The sequence below is a fragment of the Streptomyces sp. NPDC000348 genome, from assembly GCF_042898795.1.
GTDB lineage: Bacteria > Actinomycetota > Actinomycetes > Streptomycetales > Streptomycetaceae > Streptomyces.
This window is the reverse complement of the sequence record NZ_JBIAZD010000004.1, coordinates 175480-189372: the sequence shown is the minus strand read 5'-3', so window position 1 is coordinate 189372 and position 13893 is coordinate 175480. Positions and strand designations below refer to the sequence as shown.

The 13893-nt window shown below is 73.1% G+C and carries 14 protein-coding genes; 9 read left to right on the top strand and 5 right to left on the bottom strand.

The window, feature by feature from the left end; all coding sequences use genetic code 11:
- Window positions 1–27: 27 nt before the first annotated feature.
- Entirely contained in the window at window positions 28–501 is a 474-nt protein-coding gene (locus ACFY3N_RS10470; RefSeq protein WP_390816216.1) for an indole-3-glycerol phosphate synthase, read from the bottom strand.
- Window positions 502–698: 197 nt separating this feature from the next.
- Entirely contained in the window at window positions 699–1475 is a 777-nt protein-coding gene (locus ACFY3N_RS10465) for a pyrimidine reductase family protein (RefSeq protein WP_390816215.1), read from the bottom strand.
- Window positions 1476–1512: 37 nt separating this feature from the next.
- Between ACFY3N_RS10465 and zapE the strand changes: the two genes are divergently transcribed.
- The 5 genes from zapE to ACFY3N_RS10440 all read left to right on the top strand — a co-directional run bounded on the left by zapE (window position 1513) and on the right by ACFY3N_RS10440 (window position 7599).
- Window positions 1513–2616 carry a cell division protein ZapE gene (zapE, locus tag ACFY3N_RS10460; protein ID WP_390816214.1) on the top strand — a complete coding sequence of 368 codons (1104 nt, stop codon included), beginning with the start codon at window positions 1513–1515 and terminating at the stop codon, window positions 2614–2616.
- 395 nt (window positions 2617–3011) lie between these two features.
- Window positions 3012–3593, top strand: a complete 582-nt coding sequence (locus tag ACFY3N_RS10455; protein WP_390816213.1) for a carbonic anhydrase — start codon at window positions 3012–3014, stop codon at window positions 3591–3593.
- 8 nt (window positions 3594–3601) lie between these two features.
- Entirely contained in the window at window positions 3602–5068 is a 1467-nt protein-coding gene (locus ACFY3N_RS10450; RefSeq protein WP_390816212.1) for a SulP family inorganic anion transporter, read from the top strand.
- 224 nt (window positions 5069–5292) lie between these two features.
- The gene (locus ACFY3N_RS10445) at window positions 5293–6114 is read left to right on the top strand and encodes a slipin family protein (protein ID WP_390816211.1); all 822 of its coding nucleotides are present in this window, start codon (window positions 5293–5295) and stop codon (window positions 6112–6114) included.
- 90 nt (window positions 6115–6204) lie between these two features.
- Window positions 6205–7599, top strand: coding sequence for an alkaline phosphatase PhoX (locus ACFY3N_RS10440; protein ID WP_390816210.1), 1395 nt, complete (start codon window positions 6205–6207; stop codon window positions 7597–7599).
- Window positions 7600–7659: 60 nt separating this feature from the next.
- Here ACFY3N_RS10440 and ACFY3N_RS10435 read toward each other — a convergent pair whose 3' ends face one another.
- A complete protein-coding gene (locus ACFY3N_RS10435; protein WP_390816208.1) occupies window positions 7660–8145 on the bottom strand; it encodes an SRPBCC domain-containing protein in 486 nt (161 codons plus the stop codon).
- Window positions 8142–8570 carry an ArsR/SmtB family transcription factor gene (locus ACFY3N_RS10430; protein WP_390816206.1) on the bottom strand — a complete coding sequence of 143 codons (429 nt, stop codon included), beginning with the start codon at window positions 8568–8570 and terminating at the stop codon, window positions 8142–8144. The genes ACFY3N_RS10435 and ACFY3N_RS10430 overlap by 4 nt, the downstream gene beginning before the upstream one ends.
- An 86-nt stretch (window positions 8571–8656) precedes the next feature.
- On the opposite strand from ACFY3N_RS10430, the gene ACFY3N_RS10425 reads away from it, so the two are divergent.
- The 4 genes from ACFY3N_RS10425 to ACFY3N_RS10410 all read left to right on the top strand — a co-directional run bounded on the left by ACFY3N_RS10425 (window position 8657) and on the right by ACFY3N_RS10410 (window position 12118).
- Complete coding sequence (locus ACFY3N_RS10425; protein WP_390816204.1) at window positions 8657–10180, top strand: FAD-dependent oxidoreductase; 1524 nt, start codon at window positions 8657–8659, stop codon at window positions 10178–10180.
- A gap of 92 nt (window positions 10181–10272) precedes the next feature.
- Window positions 10273–11121, top strand: a complete 849-nt coding sequence (locus tag ACFY3N_RS10420) for a polysaccharide deacetylase family protein (RefSeq protein ID WP_390816202.1) — start codon at window positions 10273–10275, stop codon at window positions 11119–11121.
- Between the two features lie 61 nt (window positions 11122–11182).
- Window positions 11183–11368 (top strand): hypothetical protein, encoded by a 186-nt coding sequence (locus ACFY3N_RS10415; RefSeq protein ID WP_390816201.1) that lies wholly within the window; start codon window positions 11183–11185, stop codon window positions 11366–11368.
- Between the two features lie 33 nt (window positions 11369–11401).
- Window positions 11402–12118 carry an aminoacyl-tRNA hydrolase gene (locus tag ACFY3N_RS10410; protein ID WP_390816199.1) on the top strand — a complete coding sequence of 239 codons (717 nt, stop codon included), beginning with the start codon at window positions 11402–11404 and terminating at the stop codon, window positions 12116–12118.
- A gap of 51 nt (window positions 12119–12169) precedes the next feature.
- On the opposite strand, the gene ACFY3N_RS10405 is transcribed toward ACFY3N_RS10410, so the two are convergent.
- A complete protein-coding gene (locus tag ACFY3N_RS10405) occupies window positions 12170–13570 on the bottom strand; it encodes a glycoside hydrolase family 76 protein (protein WP_390816463.1) in 1401 nt (466 codons plus the stop codon).
- Window positions 13571–13893 lie beyond the last annotated feature (323 nt).

Here is a 13893-nt window from a genome sequence, read left to right as displayed (position 1 = left end):
CGGAGGCCGGGAGAGCGCCGCCCCAGCCTATGCCTTGCTGTGCGAGAAGAGTTTCAGCACCGGCACCCCGACCTTGTGCCGGGCCCGGGAGGCCCAGTCGCGGTGGAAGAACTCCTCCACGTAGTGCGGGTCGGTCAGGACGATCACCTCGTCCGCGCCGACCTCCTCCACGACGGCCTTCAGCGCGTCCAGGGGGTGGTCCTCGACGAGCCGGCCGTCCGCCGTGTCGCCGGTCGCGCGCAGGGCCTGCAGGGACACCTCCAGGGCCCGCTCCCCCATGGTCTTGGCCTCCTCGCCCTCGGGGGTCTCGCCCTCGCGGACGGCCTCGTCGAGCTCGCCGAGCGCGACGTCGTCGATCGCCCTCAGCAGCCGGTCGGCCTGTTCGCCGCGCGGCTGGAGCAGCACGTGGAAGGAGACCGGCTCGTCGCCGTGCAAGGTGGTGACGAACTCCACGTCGGCGGACGTCAGGGCCTTCTCGATCATCAGTACGCTGGTGAACACCAGGCGCCCCTTCTCCTCGGAGGGCCCTGGGGCCCCGCTCTGCTCCGTGGGCCGGGCCCGGCCCTGCGGAAACCATCCTGCCCCGTGTTCGCACGGGTACTGCCGGATTCAGTGTCGCCTCTTCCCGCAGCTGCCGGACGGATGCGTTCCGCCGATCACCGGACAAGCGGCCACCATGGGGCGCTCCCCCGCGGACGTCAGGACCGCTGGTACCGCGTGAAGAGGAAACCGTCCTCCTCCAACATCGACTTCAGCGTGAAACGCCGCGGAAGTGTTACGGACGGTCCACCGGCGATGCGCTGCGCGTCACCGGCGGTGAGCATCGGCGAGACGGTCAGGCAGAGCTCGTCCAGCACCCCGGCCGCCACCAGCCGGCCCAGCAGCCGCGGCCCGCCCTCGGTCAGCAGCCTGGTGTGCCCGAGGTCGGCGAGGGCCCGCACCGCCCGCGCGGGGTCCACCGTTTCCCCCTCCCCGGCGGTGACCACCCGAACGCCCGCCCGCTCGGCGGCGGCCACCCGGTCCGGGGCCGCCCCGGCGCCGGTCAGCAGCAGGGTGGGCACCAGGGGGGAGGTGAACAGCGGCAGCGAGAAGTCCAGGTCCAGGCCGGCCGTCACCACCGCGATCACGGGCGCGGGCCCCTGTCCGGCCGCCTCCCGCGCGGCCGCGAACTCCGCGCGTGCGCGTGCCGGACGGTACCCCTCCTGACGTACCGTCTGCGCGCCGACGACCACGACGTCGGCGAGCGCCCGCAGCGTGCCGAAGATCCGCATGTCGGCCGCGCAGGAGATGGGCTGCGAGCGGCCGTCGTGCTGGGCGGCCCCGTCGAGGGTGGACACCATGTTGGCCCGCAGCCACGGCTCCCGGCCGCCGGGCCCCGGCCCGGGGTAGGCGTACGCGGCGGCGAGCTCGGCGAGGCTCCACTCGCGGGCCGCTGTCTCGTCGGTCACGTCGGTCACGGGGAACAGGCGTCGCATACGGTGCAGTCTTCCACGGGCCGTAGCATGGGGGACCGTGTCGTCCTCCTCCCCCGCCTCCGGCCCCGGTCCCCTGGCCGACGTGGCTCCGCTGTCCCTGTGCGCCCGTGAGCCGCGCGTGCCCGCGGACCGGCTCGTCGCCGAGATGGTGCCGCCGCCGCGGTTCGACTCGGTCCGCTTCGACACCTACATCCCGGACCCGAACCAGCCGAGCCAGACCGAGGCCGTGCGCGTCCTCGGCGGCTTCGCGGCCGGCCTCGACGGGGCGGCGGCCGGCGCCCCGGGCCGGCGCCGGCTGTTCGGCTTCGGCAGGGCGCCGAAGAAGGCCCCGGCCGGGCCGCGCGGCGTCTACCTCGACGGCGGCTACGGCGTCGGCAAGACCCACCTGCTGGCCTCCCTGTGGCACGCCACCCCCGCCGAGCCCTCCCGCAAGGCGTTCGGCACCTTCGTGGAGCTGACCAACCTGGTCGGCGCCCTCGGCTTCCAGCAGACCGTGCAGACCCTCTCCGGGCACCGCCTGCTGTGCATCGACGAGTTCGAGCTGGACGACCCGGGCGACACCGTCCTCGTCTCCACCCTGCTGGGGAAGCTGGTCGAGGCCGGCGTGGCGCTCGCCGCCACCTCGAACACGCTGCCGGGCAAGCTCGGCGAGGGCCGGTTCGCGGCGGCGGACTTCCTGCGCGAGATCCAGGGCCTGTCGGCCCACTTCCGCGCCCTGCGCATCGACGGCGAGGACTACCGCCACCGGGGCCTGCCCGAGGCGCCGGCCCCGTACTCCGACGAGCTGGTGACGCGGACGGCGCAGGCCACCGAGGGCGCCTCGCTCGACGCCTTCCCCGACCTGCTGGAGCATCTCGCGCGGGTCCACCCCAGCCGCTACGGCGCCCTGACCGACGGACTCCGCGCGGTGTGCCTCACCGGTGTGCGTCCGGTGCCGGACCAGTCGACCGCGCTCAGGCTGGTCGTCCTCGCGGACCGGCTCTACGACCGCGAGGTGCCCGTGCTCGCCTCGGGACTGCCGTTCGACCGGCTGTTCAGCGAGGAGATGCTGAAGGGCGGCTACCGCAAGAAGTACTTCCGGGCGATCTCACGGCTCACCGCGCTGGCCCGCGACGCGGGACGGCTCGCCGAGGCCCGGTGAACCGCGTGCCGGATACCCGATCGAGTCGTCACTGATCAAGGGCGTATTCGCGCCAACACACCCTTCCTTTTCAGGCTCTCTTCGCCACGAAACATTGAGTTAACCCTGCAAACGACTTTGCAGGGTTAACGTGTTTCTTGACCAACCGTTGACCAAGCCTTGGTGTGCGGAAGAGGTGTGAACCACCTTGTGGAGCAAGCGTGTTCCAAGGTCCGGTGATCGCGGCCCCACCCCGGCCGCTCACTGTCGCTTTACCTGCGCTTCACTTCTCCGCATTTCCCGCACCCTTCGCACACGTGCACACATTCCGTGAGGCAAAGGCCATGGGTCAGCGGAGTCCGACCTTTGTCATGCCCGTCCGACGCGTCCCCACGCGCGCCAGGAGGAATCACCAGATGCAGCCCCTCATCGACAACGCCCGCACGTTCGGACAGCGCCCTGAGGAGTTCGCCCGCCTCGCCGAGGGTCAGTCCCCCGACGTCCTGTTCATCACCTGCTCCGACTCCAGGGTCGTACCGGCCCTGATCACGGGCGCCCGGCCCGGCGAGCTCTTCGAGCTGCGCACCGCGGGCAACATCGTCCCGCCGTACACCCCCGGACGCCCCACCTCCGAGGCGGCCACCGTCGAGTACGCGGTGGGGGTCCTCGGCGTCACGGACATCGTGGTCTGCGGCCACTCCCACTGCGGGGCCATCGGCGCGCTGGTGCGCGGCGAGGACCTGAACGGCGTGCCCGCCGTACGCGACTGGCTGGCGCACGCCGCCGACGAGCCGGCGTCGGCCGACGCGGCGGACCCGGCCTGCGCCGAGGCGGTCCAGCACCACGTGCTGGCCCAGCTGCTGCGGCTGCGCTCGTACCCGTGCGTCGAACAGCGGCTGGCCTCGGGCCTGCTGCGGCTGCGCGGCTGGTACTACGAGGTGCACACCGGAGCCGTACGCGAACACCGCGCGGACACCGACTCCTTCGAAGCGCTGTGAGCACGGCCGTGTCCAAGTTCCCCCATCTGCGGCAGGACTTCGCCGCCTCACTCGTCGTCTTCCTCGTCGCGCTCCCGCTGTGCGTGGGCGTCGCCGTCGCCTCCGGCGTCCCGGCCGAACTCGGCCTGGTCACCGGCATCGTGGGCGGGCTGGTCACCGGAATGCTGCCGGGCAGCAGTCTGCAGGTGTCCGGCCCGGCCGCCGGGCTGACCGTACTGGTCTTCGAGGCCGTCGACACCTACGGGCTGCCCGCGCTCGGGGTGATCGTGCTGGCCACCGGGCTGCTCCAGCTGGCCATGGGCGCGCTGCGGCTCGGGCGCTGGTTCCGCGCGATATCGCTCTCGGTGGTCGAGGGCATGCTGGCCGGCATCGGTCTCGTGCTCATCGCGGGCCAGCTGTACGCGGCGGCCGGGCTGGCGGCGCCCGCCTCCGGCGTCGACAAGATCCTCGGGCTGCCGGGGGCCGCCGTGGACGCGCTCGGCGACACCGAGGCGCTCGCCTCGCTCGCGGTCGGCGCGGGCACCGTCGCCGTGATGGTGCTGTGGCGCCGGATACCGGGCCCGGCCGGCGCCGTACCGGGCGCGCTGGCGGCGGTCCTGCTGGCGACGGCGGTCACCCTCGCGTTCGGTGTCCCCGTCGCGACGGTCGAGGTGCAGGGCCTGCTCGACGCCGTCCAGCCGCCCGGCGCGGACGTCTTCGGCGGACTGGAGGCCGGTGTCCTCGGCACGATCGTCGCCTTCACCCTGATCGCCTCCGCCGAGAGCCTGTTCAGCGCCGCCGCGGTGGACCGGCTGCACGACGGTCCGCGCACCCAGTACAACAAGGAGCTGATGGCGCAGGGCGCGGGCAACGCGGTCTGCGGGGTCCTGGGCGCGCTGCCGATGACCGCGGTCATCGTGCGCAGCTCGGCCAACGTCCGGGCGGGCGCGAGGACCAAGGCGTCCCGGGTGATGCACGGCGTGTGGCTGCTGCTGTTCGCCGCGCTGCTGCCGTCCGCGCTGGCGCTGATCCCGCTGCCCGCGCTGGCCGGCATCCTGGTCCACGCCGGCTGGAAGCTGATCCCGTTCCGGGCCGTGGCCGCGCTCTGGCGGGGCCACCGGGGCGAGGCGCTGATCCTGGTGGTCACCGCCGTGTCCATCGTCGTGGTGAACATGTTCGAGGGCGTGCTGATCGGTCTGGCCCTGTCGGTCGTCAAGACGGCCTGGGAGGCCTCGCAGGCGAAGCTGGAGGTCGTGGACAAGGGGGCGGGCCCCATCCAGGTGCACCTGTCGGGCAACGCGACCTTCCTGCGCCTCCCGAAGATCCTGGACACCCTGGAGTCCCTCCCCCAGGACCGCCCCGTCGAACTGGACCTCACCGGCCTCCACCACGTGGACCACGCCTGCCACACGGCCCTGAGGAACTGGTCCGAACGCCACAGCACACCGGGCACGGCCCCGGTGAAACTCACGGAGACACCGGTCGCGGCTCCCTAGCGGCGCGGGGAGGCGCGCCTCTTCCGGGGCGCGGGGCTGAGAAAATGTGCGGCTCCGCCGCGTGGGCGCGAACGGAGGTCCGGGGCGGAGCCCCCGGGACGGGAAGGGAAGGGGCGGCGGGGGCGGAACACCCCCCGCCGCCCACCCCGGCGTGGCCCCGTACCGGACAACGGGCATATCGTTGCAGAAGCGGACACAAGCAGACCTCTGATCAGGAGGTCACCATGATCAACGAGATCCTCACCGCAGTCGCTGCCGCAGCCGCCGCCGGCACGGTCTACGTCATGGCGGCAGCCCGGGTCGTCAAGCAGTACGAGCGCGGCGTCGTCTTCCGCCTGGGCCGCCTGCACGGCGCCGTGCGCCCGCCCGGCTTCACCCTCGTCATTCCCGGCGTGGACCACCTGCGCAAGGTCAACCTGCAGATCGTCACGATGCCGGTACCGGCCCAGGAGGGCATCACCCGGGACAACGTCACCGTCCGGGTCGACGCGGTCGTCTACTTCAAGGTCGTCGACGCCTCGGCGGCCATCGTCAACGTCGAGGACTACCGCTTCGCGGTCTCCCAGATGGCACAGACCTCGCTGCGGTCGATCATCGGCAAGAGCGACCTCGACGACCTGCTGTCCAACCGGGAGAAGCTGAACCAGGGCCTGGAGCTGATGATCGACAGCCCGGCGATCGGCTGGGGCGTGCAGATCGACCGCGTCGAGATCAAGGACGTCTCCCTGCCCGACACCATGAAGCGGTCCATGGCCCGCCAGGCCGAGGCCGACCGCGAACGCCGGGCCCGCGTCATCAACGCCGACGCCGAACTCCAGGCGTCCAGGAAACTCGCCGAGGCGGCCCAGGAGATGTCGGAGACCCCCTCCGCCCTCCAGCTCCGCCTGCTGCAGACCATCGTGGCCGTCGCCGCCGAGAAGAACTCCACCCTCGTCCTGCCCTTCCCGGTCGAACTCCTCCGCTTCCTCGAACGGGCCCAGCAGCACGCGCCGGACCACGTGACGGAAGCCCGCCCGGGGCCCGACGGCCGCACCCCCGGCCCGTGACACGTGCTACACGCGTGGTTCCCGGGACCCGGACCAGGTGATAGACACGACCGGGTCACAGTTCCTGTCCGCCAGCAGGAAGGTTTCCCCATGTCAGAAACCGGGTCCGCCACCGGCTCCCCCGCGACCCGCCGTCAGGTGCTCGCCCGTTCCGGCGCCCTCGGCATCGGCATCGCCTTCACCGGTGCCCTCTCCGAACTCTTCACCGGCACCGCCGCCGCCCGGAACCTCGGCCACAGCGGCTACGGCCCCCTGGTCCCCGATCCCGCCGGACTGCTCGACCTGCCGAAGGGCTTCCGTTACGAGGTCCTCTCCCGCGAGGGCGACCCGCTGCGCTCCGGCGAGGGACCGGTCCCCTCCAACCACGACGGCATGGCCGCCTTCGCCGGCCGCCACGGGCGCGTCCACCTGGTCCGCAACCACGAGAACCGCGCGAACGGCAGAACCCCCGTCCCGGTGGTCGACGGCCTGACCTACGACCCGGAGGGCAAGGGGGGCTGTACGGCGCTCACCCTGGACCACCACGGCCGGGTGCTGTCGGAACGGGTCGCGATCGCCGGTACGGCCGTGAACTGCTCGGGCGGACCGACCCCCTGGGGCACCTGGCTGACCTGCGAGGAGACCGAGGACAAGGCCGGCACGGGCGGCTACACCAAGGACCACGGCTACATCTTCGAGGTCGACGGCGCCGACCCGCACCGCACGGGCGCCGTACCGCTGACCGCGATGGGCCGCTTCCAGCACGAGGCGGTCGCCGTGGACCCGAGGCGGGGCGTGGTCTACGAGACCGAGGACGCCTTCGAACGGCCCTTCGGCCTCTTCTACCGCTTCCTGCCCCGAAAGCCCCTGGGCGGCACCGGTTCGCTGCGCGCGGGCGGCCGGCTCCAGGCCATGCGGGTGCCCGGGGTGCCCGACCTGTCCTCGATCCAGGACATCGGCGCCCGCTTCGACGGCATCGAGTGGGTGGACGTGCCCGACCCGCAGGCCGCCCTGACGCCCATCCGCCACCAGGACTTCGGCCCGAAGGGCATCACCCACGCGCAGAAGCTGGAGGGCTGTTACTGGGGCGGACGCTCGGTCTACTTCGTCTCGTCCTTCGCCCGCAGCACCGAGGGGTCGGCGGCCGACCACTACGGCCAGATCTGGCGCTACGACCCGGACCGGCACCGCCTCACCCTGGTGATCGTCTTCGGTCCGGACACGGACATCCGGCTGCCGGGCGAGTCGCCGGACAACATCTGCCTCGCGCCCGGCGGCGGCCTGATGGTGTGCGAGGACGGCGGAGGCGCCCAGTACGTCTACGGCGTCACGCGCCGGGGCGAGGTCTACGCGATGGCGCGCGGGCGCCAGAACATCGGCACCCCCGAGGAACCGGAGTGGGGCGAGTTCGCCGGGGTCACCTTCTCCCCGGACGGCCGCACGATGTACGTCAACTGCTACGTGCCCGGCACGACGTTCGCCGTGACGGGCCCCTGGGGCGGGTAGCCGCGCCCCGCGCGGGGCGGAGGGCGCGCGGGTGCGCCGCCCTCCGCCCCGCCGCGGGGTTCAGCCCGTGACGAGCGCGTCCATCTGGCCGACGGCCTGGCTCATTCCCTCCACCATGCCCATCTCGGCCAGCCGCTCCATCTGCTCCCGGGTGTCGAAGACGGACCGCAGCTCCATCCGGGTGCCGCCCTCGAGCGCGGTGAGCGTCATCCGTACCGAGGTGGTCGGCATCTCGGGGTTCGGCTTCCCCTCCTGGTCGGAGAAGCCGTCGGTGAACTCGAGGGCGGTCGGCGGCGTGACCGAGGAGACCCGCCACCAGCCGCCGTACCTCTCGCCCTCCGGGCCGGTCATGTAGTACTTCATGCCGCCCCCGGGCGTCAGGTCGTGCTCCTCGAAGGTCGCCGGGTAGTTCGGCGGGCCCCACCAGCGCTCCAGCAGCCGCGGGTCGGCCCACAGCTGCCACACCCGCTCCACGGAAGCGGTGAAGTCGGCGATGAGGGTGAGCGTCAGCTTGTCGACGTCCTCGTCCACGGTGGTGACAGTCATCCGTCCGGTCCTTTCGCAGTGTCGCCGTCGGGTTCGGGTCCGGATCCGGGTCCGGGGGGCGGGCCGGCGGGGCGCCCGGTGATCCCGGTGGCCCCGGTGAGCAGACCGGACATCCGGTCCACCCGCGCCCGCCAGGCCGCCTCCAGTTCGTCCAGGGCCTGCCGCGCCCGGCCCACCGCATCGGGATCGGTGCGCACGAGCTGCTCCCGTCCGCGTCGCTCCTTGGTGACCAGGCCGGCCCGCTCCAGCACCGTGACGTGTTTCTGCACCGCGGCGAAGCTCATCGGGTATGCCGCGGCCAGACGTGACACGGACAGCTCACCCCGGACACAGCGACGGAGTATGTCCCGCCGCGTCGTGTCGGCCAGGGCGTGGAACAGCCGGTCCACGGTTTCGTCGGTCTCGCCGATCCCATCTACAACCATTTGGTTGTACGTTAGTCCCGTGCCCGCCGCCGCGCAACAGGAGGGCCCGGCCGGTGAACCGGACGCACCGGGGTACTCGGCGTCGCATGACGGAGAAGCAGCACGCGGGGGGCTCGTACTGGCTCGAGACCGCGCCGGGCGGCCGGTACGCCGCACTGACCGAGGACCTCGACGTCGACGTGGCCGTGATCGGCGCGGGCATCGCCGGACTGTGCACGGCCCGGGAGCTGGCGCGGGCCGGGAAGAGCGTCGCGGTCCTGGAGGCCGGACGGGTCGCGGCCGGCGTCACCGGGCACACCACGGCCAAGGTCACCGCCCTGCACACCCTGGTCTACGACAAGCTGCGCCGCACCCGGGGCGCCGAGGGCGCGCGGCTGTACGCCCGCTCGCAGTCCGAGGCGATCGAGCACACCGCCCGGGTCGTGGAGGAGCTCGGCATCGACTGCGCGTGGGAGCGCCGCAGCTCGTACACCTACGTCCGTGACGCGGACCGGGTGGAGGAACTGCGCGCGGAGGCGCGGGCGGCACGGGATGCGGGCCTGCCGGCCTCCTTCGTGACGGAGACCGGCCTGCCGTTCCCGGTGGCGGGCGCCGTCGAGGTGACGGACCAGGCGCAGTTCCATCCGCGCAAGTACCTGCTGGCCCTCGCGGACGACATCGTCGCGCACGGCGGGCGCATCCACGAGGACACCACCGTCCTCGGCCTGGAGGAGGGCGCGCCGAACCGCCTGTCGACGGCGGCCGGGGCGACGGTCACGGCCCGGGACGTGGTGGTCGCCACCCACTACCCGGTCTTCGACCGGGCGCTGCTGTTCACCCGCCTCTCCCCGCGCCGCGAACTGGTCGTCGCCGGGCCGGTCCCGGCCGATCAGGACCCCGGCGGCATGTACATCACCCCGGAGGAGAACACCCGCTCGGTGCGCACGGCTCCCTACGGGGAGGACGGCACCCGCCGCTTCCTCGTGATCACCGGTGAGCACTTCACGCCGGGCACGGGCGACACGCGTGCGCTCTTCGGCCGTCTCTCCACGTGGGCCCGCACGCACTTCCCCGACGTGGAGCTCACCCACTCCTGGGCCACCCAGGACAACGATCCCACCGACACCGTGCCGCTCGTCGGCCCGCTGCACCCCGGCGCCCGGCACACCTACGTCGCCACCGGCTTCGGCGGCTGGGGCATGAGCGGCGGCATGATGGCGGGCCTGCTGCTGACCGCGCAGATCACCGGCGGGGAGTGCGCGTGGAGCGAGCTGTACGACCCGCGCCGGCTGGCCTCCGCGGTGCGTGAGGCGCCGTCCTTCCTGAAGCACCAGGCGCAGGTGGCCAAGCACTTCGTCGGCGACCGGCTGCGTCCGGCGCCGCCGGCGGAGGCGCTGCCGCCGGGCGAGGGTGCCGTGGTCCGCACGGAGGAGGGCCGGCTCGCGGTCTACCGCGACGACGACGGCGCCCTGCACGCCGTCTCCGCCCGCTGCACCCACATGGGCTGCCTGGTGGACTTCAACGCCGCCGAACGCGCCTGGGAGTGCCCCTGCCACGGCTCCCGCTTCGACACGGACGGCAAGGTCATCCAGGGCCCGGCGACGAGGCCCCTGGAGCGGCGCGACATCTGAGGCGGCGGGGCGGACGCCCACCCGGGTGACACGGGGACCGGCTTCCGGGCACGACGCACGAAAGACCAAGAAGCCGCTCATATTGTCATACGGTGATCACTCTCGTACGCCGAGCAGCCGCCGTATGCGTGCTGGCCACCGCGCTCGCCGCCTGCGCCGCCCCCCGCCCCGCCCCGCAGGCGCCCCGCCCCGCGCCCTCGGCGCCCGCCGTGCCCTCGGCGCCGGTGCCTGCCACGCTCGCCCCGGGACCGTCCGGCCTGACCCCGGTCTTCCGCAACGGCCCGCGCACCGGCGACCGGACGGTCGCCCTCACCTTCGACGCCGACATGACCGCCGACCAGGGTCCGAGGGCGGCGGCGGGCGAGCGGTTCGACCACCCGCGGCTCATCGCCACCCTGCGCGCGCTGAAGGTGCCGGCCACGGTGTTCATGACGGGCCGCTGGGCCGAGGAGTACCCGGACCAGGCCCGCTCCATCGGCCGGGACCCGCTCTTCGAGGTCGCCAACCACTCCTACAGCCACTACGCCTTCACCGGCGACTGCTACGGCCTGCCGACCGTCTCCGCCGACCGGATGCGGACGGACGTGGAGCGGGCGTACGCGGCGTTCCGGAAGGCGGGCGTACCCGACCCGAAGCCGTACTTCCGCTTCCCCGGCGGCTGCTACGACCGCACCGCGCTCAAGGCGCTGACCCCGGCCGGTGTGACGGCCGTGCAGTGGGACGTGGTGGGCGGCGACGCGTTCGCCACGGACGCGCGGGCGGTGGCCCGGCAGGTGCTGGACGGCGTACGCCCCGGCTCGGTGGTGGTCCTGCACTGCACCCGCAGCGCGGCCCCGACGACGGAACGGGCCGTACGGACCGTCGTCCCGGAGCTGCGCCGCCAGGGCTACCGCTTCGTGAAGGTCTCCGAACTGATCGCGGCGGCGAACGGCCGGGGCTGAACCGCCCTGCGCCGGAGCCCCTGTGCCGGAGTCCCCGCGCTGGAGTCCCTACGCTGGAGTCATGAGCGACACCGACGACGACTACTGCCTGATCGACGTCACCCGGCCGCCCAGGGCCGACGGCCCGCCGTACGCGGCGTGCGTGCTGTGCCGGGAGCCGACGGAGTACCCGGAGTCGTACAAGGGCATCACGCTGTGCCCGGTCTGCGAATGGCGGGAGGCCGAGCGCACGTCCTGCTCGGGCTGACGGCACTCCCGCGCGGGTTGGCACACTGGCCCCGTGAGCGATAACCGAACCCCTGCCGCCGACAGCCCCTTCCGCCCCGACCCCGGCGCCCGCGACGAGGCACCCCAGTTCGTCCTGCCCCTGGTGGTCCGCATCGAGCGGGCGGCTCCCCCGGCCCGTACGGACGCCCTGGAGACGGCGGCCCGCGCGTTGCTGGTGATACTGACCGACGAGCGCTCGGTCGGCGAGGGCGAGTGGGCGCGGGCGATGCGCGACTGGCAGGACGCCCGCATCCGCAAGGTGGTGCGCCGGGCGCGCGGTGCGGAGTGGCGCCGCGCGGAGGCCCTCCCGGGGATCACGGTCACCGGCAAGTCGGCGGAGGTCCGCGTCTTCCCGCCCGTCCCCCTGGACGGCTGGCCCAAGGACCTGGCCCGCCTCCAGGTCTCCGGCACCGACCTCGACGACCCGGACCCCGTACCCCCGGCGGACCCGGCGGCCCCCGTCCTCTGGCTGAACCCCACCCTCGACATGTCGGCCGGCAAGGCCATGGCCCAGGCGGGCCACGCCGCCCAACTGGCCTGGTGGGAACTCACCGACGAGGCCCGCGCCGCCTGGCAGGCCACCGGCTTCCCCCTCGCCGTCCGCACCGCCGACCCCGCCCACTGGCCCGCCCTGACGGCCGGCGGCCTCCCCACGGTCCGCGACGCGGGCTTCACGGAGATCGCCCCGGGCTCCTGCACGGTGGTGGCGGACCACCCGGCGTTGCGGTGAGTCCGGGCGGACACGGCTCCTCCTCCCCTTCCGCCCCCGCGGACGCGTCGCTCACGTCACGGAGTTGAACAGGTCGACCGCGCTCTGCTGGCGTGCCGCGTCCACCGTGTCGAGCGGGCCGTACCAGCGCAGCCCGTACTGGCCGAGGGCGTTGCGGTCGTTCGCGTGGGCGCGGTCGGCCTGACGCCGGAGGTACGCGGTGTACGGGTGGTCCGGGAGCACGGCATCGAGCTCGCCCAGTCCCCGTACGTGCGCCCCCTTGAACGACGGTCCGTCCGCTCCGCAGTCGCCGCTCTCGCACGGGTCGCGCAGGATGCCGTCCGCCGTGTTCAGCGCGGACGAGGTGGTGGCGGCGTCGGCGATGCGCCGCGCGTCGGCGAGCAGGGCGCCGTCACCCGTCGCCCGGTGCAGCTCGGTCAGGGCGCCGAGGAGCACGCCCTGGTTGTACGACCAGACCGTGTCGCCGTTGTTGCGGCAGGTGCCCAGGTCGATGCCGTCGTTGACCAGGTGCGAGCCGTTGACCATGCCCGTGCCCCGGAACCAGGACCAGCCGGCCCGTGCCCGGTCCAGGTGGGTCCTCTCCCCCGGCATCCGGTTGTGCAGGGCCGCGTTGAGCTCGATGTAGAGGGAGTTCGCGATCGCGTTCTTGTAGGTCCGCGCGGTGCTCCACCACACCCCGCCGCCGCAGGTGGTGTCCCAGTGGGCGGCCATGTGGTCGGCGTCCGCGCGGGCGGTGGCGAGGTAGCGGCTGTCGCCGGTCAGATCGTAGGCGGCCACCCAGGCCAGACCCCACCAGCCGGTGTCGTCGATGTAGTCGTTGCGGAACCGCCCGCCGTGCGCGTTCACGTTCAGGTCGTAGGTGCGGGCGACAGCGTACGCGTAACTGCCCATGCCCGAGACGCGGATGTTGTCGATGACGGCCGTGAGCGCGTTCGCCGAGTTCCACCAGCCGGTGGTGTCGAACAGGCCCGTCGAGTGGTTGTAGAAGGTCATCAGCCCGGTGGCCGCGGCGGTGCGCCGGTCGCCGGCGTTCCAGGTGGTGCGGGCCCAGGGTGTGCAGGCGATCTCGGGGCGGTCACCGGCCTTGCCGCAGGCCCGCAGCGCGCCCACGCCGTGGGCGCCCCAGTCGTCCACGTTGTACATCAGGGTGCGCCACCCGCGCTGCCCCGGGGGAACACCGGTATTGCCGAGCCGGCTTCCCGAACTCCAGGTCCGGCCGCCGTCGAAGGAGCGGTCGAGCCAGACCTCGTCGCCCGGACCGCCGTTGCCGAGGGAGGCCCAGCCCATCGCGTCGGCGTCGTCGAAGTGCAGGACGACCGACCGTGCGTGGACGGTCGCCGTGACGGGTGTGCGGTCGCCCGGGGAGAGGGCGGGGTCACGGCCGTCGCAGTATGTGTTGCAGATGCCGGCCGCGCTCGCCGTGTCACCGGCGGACGCGGTCCGCGGCAGCAGCGCGCACGAGGCGAGGACGAGGGCGAGGACCGCGGCGGACCGCCGTCGGCGGGGTCTGCGTGAACGGTTCACGGGCGGACTGCTCCCTGGGTGAGGCGCCTTCCTGCCCTGACACGACCCGGCGCATTCCCGTGCCGTCCCTTCGACGAACGCGACGGCTCGGGCGCACGGGGCAGGATGTTCGGCGGATGTGGGGGGTGAGAGCGCTCCCGCAAAGTAGTACCGAGCGCGGGGAACGTCAACGAGCCCGGCCGGAAAGGAGATCGCTCAGGAAACGGCGACCGGGAGCGGTTCTCCCGGCCCCGGGGGCGGCTGCGGCCGTC

Excerpts from the sequence above, each read along its gene's own strand:
- ACFY3N_RS10445 (WP_390816211.1), top strand. The coding sequence starts at position 5,293 with ATGATCAACGAGATCCTCACCGCAGTCGCTGCCGCAGCCGCCGCCGGC.
- ACFY3N_RS10465 (WP_390816215.1), bottom strand. The coding sequence starts at position 1,475 with ATGCGACGCCTGTTCCCCGTGACCGACGTGACCGACGAGACAGCGGCC.
- ACFY3N_RS10430 (WP_390816206.1), bottom strand. The coding sequence starts at position 8,570 with ATGGTTGTAGATGGGATCGGCGAGACCGACGAAACCGTGGACCGGCTG.
- ACFY3N_RS10440 (WP_390816210.1), top strand. The coding sequence starts at position 6,205 with ATGTCAGAAACCGGGTCCGCCACCGGCTCCCCCGCGACCCGCCGTCAG.
- ACFY3N_RS10415 (WP_390816201.1), top strand. The coding sequence starts at position 11,183 with ATGAGCGACACCGACGACGACTACTGCCTGATCGACGTCACCCGGCCG.
- ACFY3N_RS10425 (WP_390816204.1), top strand. The coding sequence starts at position 8,657 with ATGACGGAGAAGCAGCACGCGGGGGGCTCGTACTGGCTCGAGACCGCG.
- ACFY3N_RS10435 (WP_390816208.1), bottom strand. The coding sequence starts at position 8,145 with ATGACTGTCACCACCGTGGACGAGGACGTCGACAAGCTGACGCTCACC.
- ACFY3N_RS10455 (WP_390816213.1), top strand. The coding sequence starts at position 3,012 with ATGCAGCCCCTCATCGACAACGCCCGCACGTTCGGACAGCGCCCTGAG.